Raw genomic sequence first — 15,443 nt, 5'->3', positions numbered from 1 at the left:
CATAGGGTTGAGGGAAGTGAAAGGGGTAGCTATGTCACGCCATCGCGTGGTCATCATCGGAAGCGGATTCGGCGGCCTGACCGCGGCCAAGGCGCTCAAACGGGCCGACGTGGACATCACGCTGATCTCCAAAACGACCACGCACCTGTTCCAGCCGCTGCTGTATCAGGTGGCGACGGGGATCCTGTCCGAGGGCGACATCGCCCCGACGACCCGGTTGATCCTGCGCAAACAACAGAATGTCCGGGTGCTGCTGGGGGAGGTCAACGCGATCGACCTCAAGGCGCAGACCGTCACGTCGAAGTTGATCGACATGGAGACCGTGACCCCGTACGACAGCCTCATCGTGGCCGCGGGCGCGCAGACCTCTTACTTCGGCAACGACCAGTTCGCCACCTTCTCGCCCGGCATGAAGACCATCGACGACGCGCTCGAGCTGCGCGGCCGCATCCTGGGCGCGTTCGAGGCGGCCGAGGTCGCCACCGACCCGGCCGAGCGGGAACGGCGCCTGACCTTCGTCGTGGTCGGCGCCGGGCCGACGGGCGTCGAGGTGGCCGGACAGATCGTCGAACTCGCCGAGCGCACGCTCGCCGGGGCGTTTCGCACCATCAAACCCAGCGATTGCCGGGTGATCCTGCTCGACGCGGCCCCGGCGGTGCTGCCGCCGATGGGAAAGAAGCTGGGCCTCAAGGCGCAACGCCGGCTGGAGAAGATGGACGTCGAGATCCAGCTCAACGCGATGGTGAGCGCCGTCGACTACAAGGGCATCACCATCAGGGACAAGGACGGCGGTGAACGGCGGATCGAATGCGCCTGCAAGGTATGGGCGGCCGGGGTGCAGGCCAGCCCGCTGGGCAAGATGATCGCCGACCAGTCCGATGGAACCGAAGTCGACCGTGCCGGGCGGGTGATCGTGGAACCCGATCTCACCGTCAAGGGACACCCGAACGTCTTCGTCATCGGTGATCTGATGTCGATGCAGGGCGTGCCCGGGATGGCGCAAGGCGCGATCCAGGGGGCGCACTACGCGACGACGGCGATCAAGCACGGACTCAAGGGCCAAGACGACCCGGCAAATCGCAAGCCGTTCAAGTACTTCGACAAGGGCAGCATGGCGACGGTGTCCCGATTCAGCGCCGTGGCGCAAGTCGGCAAGCTGGAGTTCGGCGGCTTCATCGCGTGGCTGGCCTGGCTGGTGCTGCACCTGTATTACCTGATCGGCCACCGCAATCGCATCGCGGCGATGTTCGCCTGGGGTATCTCCTTCCTGGGGCGCACCCGCGGTCAGATGGCCATCACCAGCCAGATGGTCTACGCCAGGGTGGTGACGAACTGGATGCAGGCACACGCGGAGGAAGGGGCGCTGGCCGCGGCCGAGCGCGCCGATGCCGCCGAAAGGCAAGCCGGCTAGCTCAGCGACCGATCGATGTCCGCGATCAGGTCGTCGGCGCCTTCCAGCCCGACCGAGATGCGAACCACGTTGTCGCCCAGCCCGATCGCGGCGCGGCCCTCGGGGCCCATAGCCCGGTGCGTCGTCGTCGCCGGGTGGGTGACAAGCGATTTGGCATCGCCCAGGTTGTTGGAAATGTTGATCAGCTGCAGCTTGTCGAGCACGTCGAAGGCCCGTTGCTTGGCCGCGCTTTCCGCGCAGTCGAGCGCGAAGGTGACCACGGTGCCGCCCCCGGTCATCTGACGTTTGGCCAGATCGTACTGAGGGTGCGACGTCAAGTAGGGATAGCGCACCCAGCTCACCGCCGGATGCGACTCCAGGAATTCCGCGATCCGCTGCGCCGACGAATTGGCATGTTCGACGCGAATCGCCAGCGTCTCAAGGCCTTTCAGCAACACCCAGGCGTTGAAGGCGCTCATCGCCGGACCGGTGTGGCGCATCAGCTTCTGCACCGGACCGTCGATGTATTCCTTGTCGCCCAGAATGGCGCCACCCAGCACCCGGCCCTGACCGTCGATGTGCTTGGTGCCCGAGTACACCACCACGTCGACTCCCAGCGGAATGCCCTGCTGTAGCAGCGGCGTGGCAAACACGTTGTCCAGCACCACTTTTGCCCCCGCGGCATGGGCCAGTTCGGTGACGGCGGCGATGTCGACCAGCGACTGCATCGGATTCGACGGCGTCTCGAAGAACACCGCCGCGGTGGGCACCGACAGCGCCCGCTCCCACTGCGCGAGGTCGTCACCGTCGACGAACACCGTCTCCACGCCCCAACGCGGCAGGATCTCGTTGCACACCACGAAACACGATCCGAACAGGCTGCGGGAGGCGACCAACCGGTCCCCGGCGGCCAGCAGCGCGCCCAGCGAGGTGAACACCGCGGCCATGCCACTTGCGGTGGCGAATGCCGCCGGCGCGCCCTCGATCAGCCGCAACCGTTCCTCGAACATGGAGACGGTGGGGTTGCCGTATCGGGAGTACACGAAGCGGTCGATTTCGCCGGTGAACGACTTCTCCGCGTCGGCGGCCGACTCGTAGACGTAGCCGGACGTCAAATACATTGCCTCGGCGGTCTCGTCGAAGCCGGACCGCAGGATCCCGCCGCGCACCCCGGTGGTGGCCTGGCTGACGCCGTCGGGCAGCGGCTCGGGAATGCGGACCGACGGGACGTCGGTCATAGCTGCTTCCAGGGCAATCCTATTGCCCGCCAACCTGTTTCACCGCGATGGCCGTGAGCGTTGAGATGACCTTCAAAGCCGTCCAGCACGTTGTAGGCCGGGGTGATGCCGACCTCGGTCGCGACCTCGGCGGCTCCGATGGAGCGGTTGCCCGAGCGACACAGGAAGACCACGGGCCGCTCTTCGTCGTCCGCTGCGGGCGGTATGTGTTTCCGCAGCTCGGCCGCGAAGTTCTCGTTGTACGTGCCGTCGGTCGTATTCCATTCGATGTACACCACGTCCCGGCCGAGGCTGGACAGATCGGGCACACCGACGAACCGCCATTCGGCATCGGTGCGAACGTCGACCAGCACCGCCTGGGGGTTGTCGCTTAGCATCTTCCATGCCTCGAGCGGCGTGATATCTCCTGCGTAGCTCACCCGCGTGAGTCTCGCATATTCACCGCGGTCGCCACCTGTCGGGCGCGGTCCCGCGCCACCGCCACGGCCGGCGCTGTGGCGAGCGCCACACCGAGTTCGCGCGCCGCACCCGCGGGTGGCCCGAATACCACGAGATCGCCTTCCGGAACCGCGAGCGCACCGCTGAGCGCGTCGGCGCCGGGAAACCCGCCCCCGTCGGTCCGCGGGATCGGGTGGGCGGCACCGGGCGAAATCATGATCGTGTCCACCGGCAGGCCGAGAATGGCGCGTGCCTGCAGATCGAACACCGACAGCCGCTGGGTGCGCAGCGTCACCCAGGCGCTCTGCCGTGGGTATGCGGTGACGTCGTTGAAGTACACCTCATCGCCGTTGATCATCAATTCGACACCGAACACCCCACGCCCGCCGAGCGCCTTGACGATCCGCGCGGCGATGGATTTGGCGGCGTCCATCGCGGCGCTGCTCATTTCTTGGGGTTGCCAGGATTCCAGCAGGCCGGCCTCGGCGCGGCGATGACCGATCGGCGGGCAGAACTCGATCACCGGTCCGCGCGCGCCTTCGCTGCGCACCGCAAACAGGGTGACGTCGAATTCGATCTCGACCACCGCTTCGGCCAGCACCCGCGGTTGTGCATGACCGCCCGCGGCACCCCGCCAGGCGGGCCCGATGTCGTCGGGTCCGTCGACCATCGATCGTCCCGGGCCTACCGGCCCCCTGACGGGTTTGACCAGCAGCGGATACCCCGCGTGCGCGGCCACCGCCTCGAGCTCGCCGACCGATCCGGCGAACCAGAACGGCGCCGTGGGCAGGCCCAGCTGGTCGGCGGCCAGCCGGCGCAGGCCCTCACGGTCGGCGGCGAGCCGCACGGCGCGGGCGCTGGGCACCGCTTCGGCGAGCTCGTTGTGTGTCCCGGTCGCCAGGGCGTCGAGGGCGTCGACGGAGACCGCGTCGGCGGCGGTCACCACGAAGTCGGGTTGCAGCCGCAGGAAGGCCGCCGACAGCTCGTCGGCGTCGGTCATGGCGATGACGAGCGATTGGTCGGCGACGCGGTGGGCGGGCGCGCCCGCATACCCGTCGACCGCGATCACCTCGGCGCCCAGCCGCCGCAACGCGATCGTCAGCTCCCGGCTGAGCTCGTCGGAACCCAGCAGCATCACGCGGGGACGCACGTCGCCGTCCCCGCCGGCGCGCGCGTCGCCGGCCTGCGGGGCCACCACGATCGCCGACGTCTTGTCGTCGTCGGCGGGTCCGTGGGTCAAGCCGTCAGTCACTGCACAAGGATAGGTCGGCGGCGCAAAAGCGCAGCTCAGGGCTGGCCCGGGAGCAATCGCACCATCAGGCCGGTGCCTTCGGCCAACACCGCGTCGTCGCCGTCGACCAATTCGGCGGACACGAATGCCTTGCGTCCCTCGGTACTGGTGACGCGACCGCGCACTACCAAGGGCGTATCGATCGGGGTGATCTTGCGGTAGTCGACGTGCAGGAAGGCCGTCCGGCTGATCGGTCGTCCCGCGGCGTGCGAGATCATCCCGAACATGTGGTCAAACAGCAGCGGAAGCACACCGCCGTGCACCGCGTGGTTGCCGCCGACGTGAAACCTGGTGAAATAGCCCGTCATTTCGACGCCGTCGGGCGCATACCGCGTCAAGGTCCACGGCGGCAGCAGCAGGCTGCCCATGCCGGGCAGGTCGGGCGTCCGCCCGGCCGGCGCCTTGCCCTCGTCGGCTTCGAACGGGCCCAGCAGCTCCACCAGCGCCGCGGCACGATCGGCCGCGTCGTCCCAGACGCCGTCGCCGGGGTCGGCGGACACGGCAAGGTCCTGCAGCCGGCGCATGGACTCCACGAAGCGGCCGAATCCGGCGCCGGGGCTGGCGGGGCCGTATTCCGGAAAGCCGCCGTGATGCTCGTATTCGGGGTCGAGTTGTTTGGGGTCCGGCTCGACTTGTTCTGGTTGCTGGGTCACGGGCGGCCCGCCAGGATGTCGCGGCGCACGATCGTCTGATCACGTCCGGGGCCGACCCCGATGCACGAAACGTGTGCTCCGGCAAGCTCTTCCAGACGCAACACGTAGTCGCGGGCCTTGGCCGGCAGGTCGTCGAATTCGCGCGCTGCCGAGATGTCCTCCCACCAGCCGGGCAGCTCCTCATAGATCGGTTCGGCGCGGTGCAGATCGCTTTGCGTCATTGGCATTTCATGAGTCTCGGTGCCGTCGATCCGATAGCCGACGCACACCGGCACCGTCTCCAGGCTGGACAGCACGTCGAGTTTGGTCAGGAAGTAGTCGGTGATGCCGTTGACCCGGGTGGCGTAGCGGGCGATGACCGCGTCGAACCAGCCGCAGCGCCGGCGCCGCCCCGTGGTGACACCGAATTCGCCGCCGGTCTTCGACAGGTATTCGCCGTTCTCGTCGAACAATTCGGTGGGGAACGGGCCGGAACCCACGCGGGTGGTGTAGGCCTTGAGGATGCCGAGCACGGTGGTGATCCGGGTCGGGCCGATGCCGGATCCGACGGCCGCACCGCCCGCCGTCGGATTCGATGATGTCACATAGGGATACGTGCCGTGGTCGACATCGAGCAGCGTGCCCTGCGAGCCCTCCAGCAACACCGTTTCGCCGGCTTCCAGCGCCGCGTTGAGCAACAGCCGGGTGTCGGCGATGCGGTGCCGGAATCCGTCGGCCTGGTCCAGCAGGACCTCGACGACGTGGTCCGCCTCCAGCGCCTTGCGGTTGTAGACCTTGACCAGGATCTGGTTCTTGAGTTCCAGCGCCGCTTCGACCTTGTGCGACAACAGCTCCGGGTCGAGCACGTCGGCGACCCGGATTCCCATTCGGGCGATCTTGTCCTGATAGCACGGCCCGATGCCGCGGCCGGTGGTGCCGATCTTCTTGTTGCCCATGTAGCGCTCGGTGACCTTGTCGATGGCGACGTGGTAGGGCATCAGCAGGTGCGCGTCGGCGGAGATCAACAGCTTGGAGGTGTCGACCCCGCGGGCCTCGAGGCCCTTCAGCTCGTCGAGCAGCACGCCGGGGTCGACGACCACGCCGTTGCCGATCACGTTGGTGACGCCCGGCGTCAGCACCCCGGACGGGATCAGATGCAGCGCGAAGTTCTCGCCGGTCGGCAAGACGACGGTGTGCCCGGCATTGTTGCCACCCTGATAGCGCACCACCCACTGCGCGCGCCCACCAAGCAGGTCGGTGGCCTTACCTTTGCCCTCGTCGCCCCATTGGGCGCCGATGAGGACGATTGCCGGCATGACATGCTCCCACCTGGTCTCGCCTGCTTATTGTGGTCCAGCCGGTGACCTACCCTATCCCAGCGATTTGCGAGGAGTGTCGTGAACACGGCCGATACCACGCCCGGTGTGGCGGTGTTGGTGTTCGGCGACGCGCGGGTGCCCGGGCGGCTGAACGGCCTGCCGATCCGCCGAGCCGATGGCCCAACTGACTCGGCCGCCATCGACGACGCGATCGGGCCACACCGACGGCTGGCGGTGGTCGGCGGCGACGCCGACCTGGCCGCGGTGCTCAGCCGGCTGCTGCGTGCGGAACGGCTCGACGTCGAGGTGGCGTACGTGCCGCGCCGGCGCACCGCGGCGACCCGGGTGTATCGGGTGGCCTCCGGACGCCGGGCGGCCCGGCGCGCCCGCCGCGGAAGGGCCCGGCGGGTGCCGCTGATCCGCGACGAGACGGGGTCGGTGATCGTGGGCCGGGCCAGCTGGCGACCCGCCGAGGACCGGGAGCCGCTGCACGGCGAAGCCGTCGTCGATGACACCGCGCTGTTCGACGGCGACGTCGACGGCGTGGACATCGAGCCGACGCTGGCCGTGCCGGGCCTGCGGGCCAGGACTGCGGGCGGCCGATGGATCACCGGCCGCGCCGTCCAGCTGGGCAGCACGGGCGTCGTCGTGGTGCGCGACGGTGTTCCGGCGTCCCGGTCCGCACGCCGGTCGACGTTCTACCGCCACGTCGAGGGTTGGCTGCAGGTCCGGTAGTCACATTTCGGGCTCGCGCGGTGTCGATGTTTTATGACGCGTATCAACGTCGCCTATTGGTTGACGACCGGCCTGCTCGCCGCCGAGTGTTTCGTGGGTGGGGTGATGGGCGCCTTACGCCTGCAACCGTTCAAGGGCGTCGTGACACATCTGGGATATCCGCCGTACTTCATGACGATCCTCGGCGTCTGCTACGTGGCGGCCGGCATCGCGCTGCTGGCGCCGCGCCTGCCCCTGGTGAAGGAATGGGCGTACGCGGGCCTGATGTTTGTCTACCTCGGCGCGACGGCCTCGCACATCTGGGCGGGCGATGACGCCAAAACGCTGGTGGGTCCCGTCATTCTCGTGGGGCTCACCGTGGCCTCCTGGGCGCTGCGCCCACAGCGGCGGCGCGTGGTGGTCCGGTAGTTTCGATCGGTGAGCTTTCCCAGGGTGCACGAATCGGTGCGCCCCAGCCCGATCTTCTTGGCCCTGCTCGGATTGACCGCGGTTGGCGGCGTGCTGGCCTGGCTGGCCGGGGCGACCGTGCGGCCGCTGGCCTACGCCGGGGTTTTCACCTTTGTGATCGCCGGCTGGCTGGTGTCGTTGTGCCTGCATGAATTCGGGCACGCGGTGACCGCCTGGCGCTTCGGCGACCACGACGCCGCCGTGCGCGGCTACCTGACACTGGATCCGCGGCGCTACAGCCATCCCGGGCTCTCACTGCTGTTGCCGATGGTGTTCATCGCCCTGGGCGGCATCGGCCTGCCGGGCGCCGCGGTGTATTTGCGGACGGGGTTCATGACGCCCACGCGGCGCACCCTGGTCAGCCTGGCGGGCCCGGCGGCCAACCTGCTGCTGGCGATCCTGCTGCTGACGCTGACCCGCTTGTTCTTGGACCCGAACCATGTGGTGCTGTGGGCCGGGGTCGCGTTTCTGGGCTTCCTCCAGATCATGGCCGTCGTGCTGAACCTGCTGCCCATCCCGGGCCTCGACGGCTACGACGCCCTAGAGCCACACCTGAGCCCCGACACCCAGCGCGCGGTGGCACCCGCCAAGCAGTGGGGGATCTTCATCCTCCTGTTCGTGTTGCTGGCGCCGGTGCTGAACCAATGGCTGTTCGGGATCGTGGGTTGGCTGTTCGATCTCTCGGGCGTGCCCCACATGCTGGCGGCCGCCGGCAACTCCCTTACCCGGTTCTGGAGCCGCTGGTTCTGACCCTTGCAATATATGCGCTAACGCGCATATATTGCACTCCATGGGCGCCGGCCACAACCACACCCCCGCCGAGGCCGACGCGTCCCGGATGATCCCCCGCATGATCATGGCCGCCGCGATTCTGGCGGCCTTCTTCGTCGTGGAGTTGACGACGTCGCTGCTGATCAATTCGATCGCGTTGCTGGCCGACGCCGGCCACATGCTCACCGACGTCGTGGCGGTGTTCATGGGCCTGGCCGCCGTCATGCTGGCCCGGCGCGGCAGTTCGTCGCCCGCACGCACCTACGGCTGGCATCGCGCCGAGGTGTTCACCGCGGTCGCCAACGCAGGCCTGCTGATCGGGGTCGCCCTGTTCATCCTCTGGGAGGCCGTCCGCCGGCTGCGGGACGCGCCGTCGATCCCCGGCGTGCCGATGATCGTGGTCGCGCTGGCCGGCCTGGCCGCCAACTTCGTCGTGGCGCTGCTGTTGCGGTCCCACTCGTCGCAGAGCCTGGCCGTGCGGGGCGCCTACATGGAGGTCGTCGCCGACACGGTCGGCAGCCTGGGCGTCCTGATCGCCGGCGTCGTCACCGTCACCACACACTGGCCGTACGCCGACGTGGTGGTCGCCGTGTTGGTCGCGCTCTGGGTGCTGCCCCGGGCCATCTCCCTGGCCCGCGACGCGCTCCGGATCCTGTCCGAATCATCGCCGGTCCACATCGACGTCGAGGAGCTGCGTTCGGCCCTGCACGCCGTCGACGGCGTGACCGAGGTGCACGACCTGCACGTGTGGACGCTTTCGCCCGGCAAGGACATGTGCACGGCGCACTTGACCAGCACCGCAGACTCCGCGCGGGTGCTGCAGGACGCGCGGGAGGTGTTGTCCGCGCGCGGGTTGCACCACGCCACGGTTCAGATCGACTGCCCGGGCGGCAACGGCGACTGTTCGGACGGCTGCTAGAGCCCGAGCGCCGGGCGGGCGGTGGGATCGCAGTCGTCGAGCAGATCCAGGCAACGCGCGTACTCGTCGGTCTCGCCGATCGCGTCGGCGGCCCGCGCCAGCGCCGCCACGCACCGCAGGAAGCCCCGGTTGGGCTCGTGCGAATACGGCACCGGCCCGAAACCCTTCCAGCCGTTGCGGCGCAGCTGATCCAGGCCCCGGTGATAACCCGTGCGCGCATACGCGTAGGCCGTGATGGCCTTGTCGTCCGCCAGGGCCTCCTCGGCCAGCGCCGCCCAGGCCACCGACGCCGACGGATGCGCGGCGGCGACGATGGCCGGGTTCTCCTTGGCGAGCAGCGCGGCCTCGGCATCGCTGTCAGGAGGCAACAGAATTGGATCAGGTCCCAGAAGATCACCCATCGGCGTCATGTCGTCTATTCTGCCGTCATGCCCAACGCACCCGAGCCCGACCGCGGCGGCGCGCCGAACCGGCCTGGGTCCGAGCCGCCGGAATCCCGGAGCGAGCGGGCCGCCGAGTCCGGCGAAGAGCAACCCGAGGGCCAGCCCCTGATTCCCAATGACGCCGAGACCGAGACCGTGGTGATCAACAAACCCGAGCCGGCCGGCGATCCGGAGAATCCGGAGGGGCAGCAGCGCGAACGTCGTTTCACCGCACCGGGATTCGACGCGAAAGAGACGGCGATCATCGCCACCACTCCCGAGCCGGCCACCGAGGTCTTCGCGTCGCCGCCGACCACCCCGGTGACAACGCCCCCCACCGGCATGCCGCCGAAATCGGCTGTACCACAATCGATTCCACCTCGTGACCGGGAAAAGGTCCGGACATCAAGGCAATTCAACTGGGGATTGGTGCTGGCGCTGATCGTCGTGGTGTTGGCGCTGGCGGCGATCGCGATCCTGGGCACGGTGCTGCTGACCCGCAGCAAGCACCTGAAGGTCTCGCCGGAGGATCAGGTCCGCCACACCATCCAGGAGTTCGACGTCGCGGTGCAGCGGGGCGATCTGACGGCGCTGCGCAGCATCACGTGCGGCACCACCCGCGACGGGTATGTGGATTACGACGAGCACGCGTGGGCCGAGACCTATCAGCGCGTCTCGGCGGCCAAGCAATATCCGGTGATCGCCAGCATCGACCAGGTGGTCGTCAACGGCCAACACGCCGAGGCGAACGTCACCACGTTCATGGCCTACGACCCGCAGGTGCGCTCGACCCGCAGCCTGGACCTGCAATACCGCGACGACAAGTGGGAGATCTGCCAGTCCCCCAGCGGCTAGCGTGTGCCGAGCGTGCGGCCAGCCGCACGTTCGGTGCCGAGTGTGCGGCCAGCCGCACGTTCGCAGGCCGCGGCGGCCGGCTAGCTGACCGACTTCCCGGCGCAGTGCAGGTCGTTGCAGGCCTCGATGACGCGCTCGGTCATCGCGGCTTCGGCCTTCTTGAGGTAGCTGCGCGGGTCGTAGACCTTCTTGCTGCCCACTTCGCCGTCGACCTTGAGGACGCCGTCGTAGTTGGTGAATATGTGGCCGGCGATCGGGCGGGTGAACGCGTACTGGGTGTCGGTGTCGACGTTCATCTTCACCACGCCGTAGCGCAGCGCCTCCTCGATCTCCGACTTCTCCGAGCCCGAGCCGCCGTGGAACACGAAGTCGAACGGCTTGGCGTCCGCTGACAACCCGAGCTTGGCCGCCGCCACCTGCTGCCCCTGGGCCAGGATGTCGGGGCGGAGCTTGACGTTGCCGGGCTTGTACACGCCGTGCACATTGCCGAAGGTCGCGGCCAGCAGGTACTTGCCGTGCTCGCCGTGGCCCAGCGCGTCGATGGTCTTCTCGAAGTCGTCCGGGGTGGTGTAGAGCTGGTCGTTGATCTCGTTGGCCACACCGTCCTCTTCGCCGCCGACCACGCCGATCTCGATCTCGAGGATGATCTTGGCGGCCGCGGCCTCTTTGAGCAGCCCCTGCGCGATGTCCAGGTTCTCGTCGATCGGCACCGCGGAGCCGTCCCACATGTGGGACTGGAAGAGCGGGTCCTTGCCGGCGGCCACCCGCTTGGCCGAGATCGCCAGCAGCGGCCGCACGTACGTGTCCAGCTTGTCCTTCGGGCAGTGATCGGTGTGCAGCGCGACGTTGATCGGGTATTTGGCAGCAATGCTGCGGGTGAACTTGGCCAGCGCCACCGCGCCGCTGACCATGTCTTTCACCCCGAGCCCCGATGCGAACTCCGCGCCTCCGGTGGAGAACTGGATGATGCCGTCACTGCCCGCGTCGGCGAAGCCTTTGATGGCGGCGTTGACGGTCTCCGAGGAGGTGCAGTTGATGGCCGGGAAAGCGTACGAGTTCTCCTTGGCACGGCCCAGCATCTCGGCGTAGACCTCGGGCGTTGCGATAGGCATGCGGTAAGTATCGCAACCAGGCGTCGGGCGTTGTTTCCCGGCCGGCAAGGCAACGACGGTATGTTGAACCACCATGCACACCGCCGTCACGGCCCTGCCGGACATCCTCGACCCGATGTACTGGCTGGGCGCCAACGGCGTCTTCGGGTCCGCGGTGCTGCCCGGGATCCTGATCATCGTCTTCATCGAGACCGGATTGCTGTTTCCGCTGCTGCCCGGGGAATCGCTGTTGTTCACCGGCGGGCTGCTGGCCGCGCACCCGAACCCGCCCGCCAGCATCTGGGTGCTGGCGCCCGCCGTCGCGCTGGTCGCGATCCTGGGCGATCAGACCGGATACTTCATCGGGCGACGGATCGGGCCGGCGCTGTTCAAGAAGGAAGACTCCCGGTTCTTCAAGAAGCATTACGTGACGGAGTCGCACGCGTTCTTCGAGAAGTACGGGCCGTGGGCGATCATCCTGGCCCGCTTCGCGCCGTTCGTGCGGACGTTCGTGCCGGTGGTCGCCGGGGTGTCGTACATGCGCTACCCGGTGTTCCTCGGGTTCGACATCGTCGGCGGCATCGCCTGGGGCGGCGGCGCGACGCTGGCGGGCTACTTCCTGGGCACCGTGCCGTTCGTCCACCAGAACCTGGAAAAGATCATCCTGGCGATCCTGTTCGTGTCGCTGATGCCGGCGTTCATCGCCGCGTGGCGCGGCTACCGCGGGCGCCGACGCTCGACCACGCAGCCCGCAGCCGAGCAGGAGCCCGAGTCAGACCCGACTTCGCCGGTACGCAACGAAAGCGTCTAGCAGTTCCGGCCTGTCGACCGAACTGCGTTGCACGGCCTCACCCGGTGCCGCCCCGAGCAGGATCCGTTTGATCGGGATTTCCAAGCGTTTGCCGGTCAGCGTCCGCGGGATACCCGCAACCGCGAGGACGGCATCCGGTACGTGCCGCGGCGAGGCGTGCCGACGGATTTCGGCGACGATGCGCGACTTCAGCTCCTCGTCGAGTTCGACACCGTCCGTCAGGTCCACGAACAGCGGCATCCAGTAGCCGCCGTCGTCGTGCTCGACGCCGACCACCAGGCAGTCACGCACCTCGGGCAGGCCCTCCACCGCGCTGTAGATCTCGGTGCTGCCCATCCGGACACCGAGCCGATTGAGGGTGGCGTCCGAACGGCCATGCACCACAACGGATCCCCGGTCGGTGATGGTGATCCAGTCGCCGTGACACCACACGCCCGGGTACTTGTCGAAGTAGGCGGCGCGGTAGCGGCTGCCGTCGTCGTCGTTCCAGAAAAAGACCGGCATCGACGGCATCGGCTGCGTGAGCACGAGTTCGCCCTCTTCCCCGATGACCGGGCGTCCGTCGGCCGACCAGGATTCGACGGCCGCGCCCAGGCAGATGCACGACAGCTCGCCGGCTACCACCGGCAGAATCGGGCAACCGCCGAGGAACGCCGTGCACACGTCGGTGCCACCACTCATCGAGATCACCGGAACGCACCGGCCGAGTCCCTCTTGTACCCAACGGAATCCGGCCGCGGGCAGCGGTGAACCCGTGGAACCCACCGCGCGCAGCGCGTCCAGCGGATACGACGCACCGGGTTTCAGCTTTTCCTTGGCGCAGGCCAACACGTAGCCCGCCCCGGTGCCCAGGAACGTGACACCGGCCTGGGCGGCGACCCGCCAGAGGCCGTCGGTCGTCGGGTGGGTCGGGCTGCCGTCGTAGAGCACGATGGTGGTGTCGACCAGCAGACCGGACAGCTGAATGTTCCACATCGCCCAGCTGGTCGATGAGTACCACAGGTAGCGGTCGCCGGGGTGCAGGTCCAGCTGCAGGCTCAGATACTTCAGGTGCTCCAGCAGCACGCCGCCGTGGCCGTGCACGATGCCCTTCGGTTTGCCGGTTGTCCCCGACGAGAACAGCACCCACAGCGGGTGCGCGAACGGAACCGCCGTCGTCTCCAGGGCTGCCTCCGCTTGGACGGCCGCGGCCCACGGCACCACGCCGTCGGGGTCCACGTCGAGCCCGAGCCGCGGCACCACCACGGTCGCCCGCAGGGTCGGCAGCGCGCGCCGGATCATGGCCAGCTCGTCGCGGCGATCGATGCGCTTGCCGTGGTAGCGCGAGCCGTCGCTGGCGACCAGCACGGCCGGCTCCAGTTGACCGAGCCTCGCGACCACGCCTTCCACGGCCAGGTCCTGATTGCACACCGCCCAGATCGCGCCCACGCTGGCCGCGGCCAGTGCGGCGACGACGGCCTCGGCGACGTTGGGCAGGTATCCGACGACGGCGTCGCCGGGCTGGACGCCGAGGCCCTTCAGGTAGGCCGCGAACGCCGCCGTCTCCCGCTCCAGCCGGGCCCACGACCACTCGGCCGAGCCGTCCTCGCCGATGACGATCAGGGCGGGTCGCTCGTCGGTGGCGTGGCGGAAGACCTCGGCGGCGTAGTTGAGCGTGGCACCGGGAAACCACTCGGTGCCCGGCATGGCGCGGTCGCCCAGCACCGAGCGGGGCGGGCTCGCCGCCTGGACGTCGAAGTAGGTGAAGACCGCGTCCCAGAACCACTCGATGTCGGCCACCGACTTCGCCCACAGCGCGTGGTAGTCCGCGAACTCGCCGCGTCCCGTCTCGGCGAGCCAGCGCAGGAAACGGGTGATGTTGGCGCCGGAAACCGTTGCCTCGTCGGGGATCCAGTCGCCGGGTTCGGTCATGTCGCGCCGGCCGCCGTCACGGCGGTGACGTTACAGGCGGCCTCCATCAGCATCCACCCGGACAGTTGCACCGACAGATCGCGCTCGGCGACCTCGGATTCCATCACCGCGCCCGCGACGAATTGCGCCGCCTGGCCGCCGGCGGTGGGCAATTGGGCGTCGCGGTCCCAAAACGCCCCGAAGACCGGCAGTCCGTTCGCTGTTTGCCGGTTTGCCCATGCGGATTTCGCGCTGGCGAGCACCAAGGTGCGTGCGGTGTCGCGGGCCACCGCGTCGTCGGCGGAGTCGCCCGGCAGCGTGGTGGCCACCAGCGCGAGGTAGCGGGCGGTGATGCCGGCGAACAGCCCGCCGTCCCCGCCGCCGGCGCCCTTGAGCACGCCCGACGCCGCCATGTGCTCGTCGACGGCCGCGACCAGGCGATGCACGCGCGCCTGGTGCCGGGCCCTGGCTTCCGCGCCGGTGCGCGCCGCGAGCTCGGTTTCCAGCCCGAGCACCACTCCCTGGCAGTAGGTGTACTGCGCGCGTACCAGCGACCCGGCCTTGATGCCGTCGAACACCAGGTGCGTCTCCGGGTCGATCAGTGTGGCGTCGATCCAATCGCCCATCTGCTCGGCACGTTTCAGGACGTCCGGATGGCTGTCGGAGTAGCGGGCCAGGAACAGTCCCGCCGGTCCGTTGGCGGGCGCGTTGAAGAACTGGTCCTGCTTGCGCCATGGGATGCCACCGCCGTCCTCGGGCACCCACGCCTTGACGAACTGGCCGGCGAGCTTGGGCAGCGCGCGGTGGCGTTCGACGCCGGCGATCCGCGCGGCCCGTTCCAGCGCGAGTGCCAGCCACGCCATGTCGTCGTAGTAGCTGTTGGTCCAGCGAAAGTTGTTGCGCAGCCGGTGCGAGCGCACCTGGCGGTTGATCTCGGTCCGCCGCTGCGGCCGCGGATCCCGCAGCTGCGCATCGACCAGGCAATCCAGCAGATGCGCCTGCCACCAGTAGTGCCAGGTGCCGAACAAGCGGTCCTTGCGGGTCGACGGCCAGGCCACCACGCCGAGCTGGGTGCCCGGCAGCGCCCACAGCCGTTTCAGGTGTCGTTGCGTGATCGCGGCTTCGGAGCTGGCCGCCCGGTTCGCCCATAGCTGATCCATACCGTCCGATCCTGCCTCAGCGCAGCGCCCGCCC

The 15,443-nt window shown here is 68.5% G+C and carries 16 protein-coding genes; 7 read left to right on the top strand and 9 right to left on the bottom strand.

The window, feature by feature from the left end; genetic code table 11:
- The first annotated feature begins 31 nt into the window (after positions 1 to 31).
- Positions 32 to 1,411: an NAD(P)/FAD-dependent oxidoreductase gene (locus A5736_RS13075; protein WP_076123584.1), complete on the top strand. Its 1,380-nt coding sequence runs from the start codon at positions 32 to 34 to the stop codon at positions 1,409 to 1,411.
- Here A5736_RS13075 and A5736_RS13070 read toward each other — a convergent pair.
- The 5 genes from A5736_RS13070 to A5736_RS13050 are packed head-to-tail and all read right to left on the bottom strand — an operon-like array spanning position 1,408 to position 6,305.
- The gene (locus tag A5736_RS13070; protein WP_076123583.1) at positions 1,408 to 2,628 is read right to left on the bottom strand and encodes an O-succinylhomoserine sulfhydrylase; all 1,221 of its coding nucleotides are present in this window, start codon (positions 2,626 to 2,628) and stop codon (positions 1,408 to 1,410) included. The two genes, A5736_RS13075 and A5736_RS13070, sit on opposite strands and share 4 nt — an antisense overlap.
- Entirely contained in the window at positions 2,625 to 3,047 is a 423-nt protein-coding gene (locus tag A5736_RS13065) for a rhodanese-like domain-containing protein (protein ID WP_076123582.1), read from the bottom strand. The genes A5736_RS13070 and A5736_RS13065 overlap by 4 nt, the downstream gene beginning before the upstream one ends.
- Positions 3,044 to 4,318: a formate-dependent phosphoribosylglycinamide formyltransferase gene (gene purT / locus A5736_RS13060; protein WP_076246646.1), complete on the bottom strand. Its 1,275-nt coding sequence runs from the start codon at positions 4,316 to 4,318 to the stop codon at positions 3,044 to 3,046. The genes A5736_RS13065 and purT overlap by 4 nt, the downstream gene beginning before the upstream one ends.
- A gap of 35 nt (positions 4,319 to 4,353) precedes the next feature.
- The gene (locus A5736_RS13055; RefSeq protein ID WP_076246644.1) at positions 4,354 to 5,010 is read right to left on the bottom strand and encodes a PaaI family thioesterase; all 657 of its coding nucleotides are present in this window, start codon (positions 5,008 to 5,010) and stop codon (positions 4,354 to 4,356) included.
- Positions 5,007 to 6,305, bottom strand: a complete 1,299-nt coding sequence (locus A5736_RS13050; protein WP_076246642.1) for an adenylosuccinate synthase — start codon at positions 6,303 to 6,305, stop codon at positions 5,007 to 5,009. The genes A5736_RS13055 and A5736_RS13050 overlap by 4 nt, the downstream gene beginning before the upstream one ends.
- A gap of 81 nt (positions 6,306 to 6,386) precedes the next feature.
- On the opposite strand from A5736_RS13050, the gene A5736_RS13045 reads away from it, so the two are divergent.
- Genes A5736_RS13045 through A5736_RS13030 form a run of 4 tightly spaced genes read left to right on the top strand, consistent with a single transcriptional unit; the run spans position 6,387 to position 9,180 of the window.
- The gene (locus tag A5736_RS13045; RefSeq protein ID WP_076123578.1) at positions 6,387 to 7,043 is read left to right on the top strand and encodes a peptidase M50; all 657 of its coding nucleotides are present in this window, start codon (positions 6,387 to 6,389) and stop codon (positions 7,041 to 7,043) included.
- A gap of 33 nt (positions 7,044 to 7,076) precedes the next feature.
- Complete coding sequence (locus A5736_RS13040) at positions 7,077 to 7,451, top strand: DoxX family protein (RefSeq protein WP_076246640.1); 375 nt, start codon at positions 7,077 to 7,079, stop codon at positions 7,449 to 7,451.
- 9 nt (positions 7,452 to 7,460) lie between these two features.
- Positions 7,461 to 8,240 carry a site-2 protease family protein gene (locus tag A5736_RS13035; protein ID WP_076246638.1) on the top strand — a complete coding sequence of 260 codons (780 nt, stop codon included), beginning with the start codon at positions 7,461 to 7,463 and terminating at the stop codon, positions 8,238 to 8,240.
- 40 nt (positions 8,241 to 8,280) lie between these two features.
- On the top strand, positions 8,281 to 9,180 hold the full coding sequence (locus tag A5736_RS13030) for a cation diffusion facilitator family transporter (RefSeq protein WP_076246636.1): 900 nt from the start codon (positions 8,281 to 8,283) through the stop codon (positions 9,178 to 9,180).
- Here A5736_RS13030 and A5736_RS13025 read toward each other — a convergent pair.
- Positions 9,177 to 9,590, bottom strand: coding sequence for a DUF3151 domain-containing protein (locus A5736_RS13025; protein WP_076246634.1), 414 nt, complete (start codon positions 9,588 to 9,590; stop codon positions 9,177 to 9,179). The two genes, A5736_RS13030 and A5736_RS13025, sit on opposite strands and share 4 nt — an antisense overlap.
- A gap of 18 nt (positions 9,591 to 9,608) precedes the next feature.
- Here A5736_RS13025 and A5736_RS13020 point away from each other — a divergent pair, with 18 nt between their 5' ends.
- Entirely contained in the window at positions 9,609 to 10,457 is an 849-nt protein-coding gene (locus tag A5736_RS13020) for a hypothetical protein (protein ID WP_076246632.1), read from the top strand.
- Between the two features lie 80 nt (positions 10,458 to 10,537).
- Here A5736_RS13020 and fbaA read toward each other — a convergent pair whose 3' ends face one another.
- Positions 10,538 to 11,569 (bottom strand): class II fructose-bisphosphate aldolase, encoded by a 1,032-nt coding sequence (fbaA, locus tag A5736_RS13015; protein WP_076246631.1) that lies wholly within the window; start codon positions 11,567 to 11,569, stop codon positions 10,538 to 10,540.
- Positions 11,570 to 11,642: 73 nt separating this feature from the next.
- Here fbaA and A5736_RS13010 point away from each other — a divergent pair, with 73 nt between their 5' ends.
- Positions 11,643 to 12,359, top strand: a complete 717-nt coding sequence (locus tag A5736_RS13010; protein WP_076123571.1) for a DedA family protein — start codon at positions 11,643 to 11,645, stop codon at positions 12,357 to 12,359.
- On the opposite strand, the gene A5736_RS13005 is transcribed toward A5736_RS13010, so the two are convergent.
- Complete coding sequence (locus A5736_RS13005; RefSeq protein WP_076246628.1) at positions 12,321 to 14,270, bottom strand: acetoacetate--CoA ligase; 1,950 nt, start codon at positions 14,268 to 14,270, stop codon at positions 12,321 to 12,323. The two genes, A5736_RS13010 and A5736_RS13005, sit on opposite strands and share 39 nt — an antisense overlap.
- On the bottom strand, positions 14,267 to 15,409 hold the full coding sequence (locus tag A5736_RS13000) for a glycoside hydrolase family 76 protein (protein WP_076246626.1): 1,143 nt from the start codon (positions 15,407 to 15,409) through the stop codon (positions 14,267 to 14,269). The genes A5736_RS13005 and A5736_RS13000 overlap by 4 nt, the downstream gene beginning before the upstream one ends.
- Between the last annotated feature and the right edge of the window lie 34 nt (positions 15,410 to 15,443).

Origin of the sequence: Mycobacterium sp. SP-6446 (assembly GCF_001954045.1) — a bacterium.
Lineage (GTDB): Bacteria > Actinomycetota > Actinomycetes > Mycobacteriales > Mycobacteriaceae > Mycobacterium.
Note: the sequence above shows the minus strand (reverse complement) of the source record. Positions and strands in the feature narration are given on the sequence as shown.